This is a genomic window from Blautia sp. AM42-2, from assembly GCF_003480245.1.
Lineage (GTDB): Bacteria > Bacillota > Clostridia > Lachnospirales > Lachnospiraceae > Fusicatenibacter > Fusicatenibacter saccharivorans.
Window position 1 is genome coordinate 444 of record NZ_QUIM01000018.1, and the last position, 939, is coordinate 1,382.

Here is a 939-nt window from a genome sequence, read left to right on the forward strand (position 1 = left end):
GACGGGACAGACAACGGCTTGACCGTAGACCGGGCGCAGGAGCTGGGCGAGCAGTTCTGTAAAGAGCATTTCCCCGGACACCAAGCCTTAGTCTGCACCCACCCGGACGGGCATAACCACAGCGGCAATATCCATGTGCATATCGTCATCAACTCCCTGCGGATTTATGAAGTCCCGCTTCTGCCCTACATGGACAGACCAGCCGACACACGGGAGGGCTGCAAGCACCGCTGCACCAACGCCGCTATGGAATATTTCAAGAGTGAAGTCATGGAGATGTGCCACCGGGAGGGGCTTTACCAAATCGACCTCCTAAGCGGCAGCAAGGAACGGATAACCGAACGGGAATACTGGGCGGCAAAGAAAGGACAGCTTGCCCTTGATAAAGAGAACGCTGTCAGAGAAGCCGCAGGACAGCCGACCAAGCCCACCAAGTTTGAAACGGACAAGGCGAAGCTGCGCCGGACGATACGGCAGGCACTTTCCCAAGCTGGCAGCTTTGACGAATTTTCTTCCCTTTTGCTGCGGGAGGGTGTGACCGTCAAGGAGAGCCGGGGGCGGCTTTCCTACCTCACGCCGGACAGGACAAAGCCTATCACAGCCCGGAAGCTGGGGGACGATTTTGACAAGGCTGCTGTCCTTGTCCTGCTTACGCAGAACGCCCACAGAGCCGCCGAACAGAGCAAAGCCATACTCGAATACCCTGCCGCGGTTAAAAAGCTGTCACAAGGGGAAAAAACCACAAAAACCACCCCGGCAGACAACACCTTGCAGCGCATGGTTGACCGGGAAGCCAAGCGAGCCGAGGGCAAGGGCGTGGGCTATGACCGCTGGGCGGCAAAGCACAACCTAAAGCAAATGGCAGCTACCGTTACCGCCTATCAGCAGTACGGCTTTTCCTCCCCGGAGGAACTGGACGAAGCCTGTTCTGCCGCCTAT

Annotated in this window: 1 protein-coding gene; it reads left to right on the forward strand. The window is 57.6% G+C overall.

Annotated elements, in window-relative coordinates:
* A partial coding sequence (locus tag DW915_RS14495; protein ID WP_158581072.1) for a relaxase/mobilization nuclease domain-containing protein occupies positions 1 to 939 on the forward strand: 939 nt, incomplete at both ends.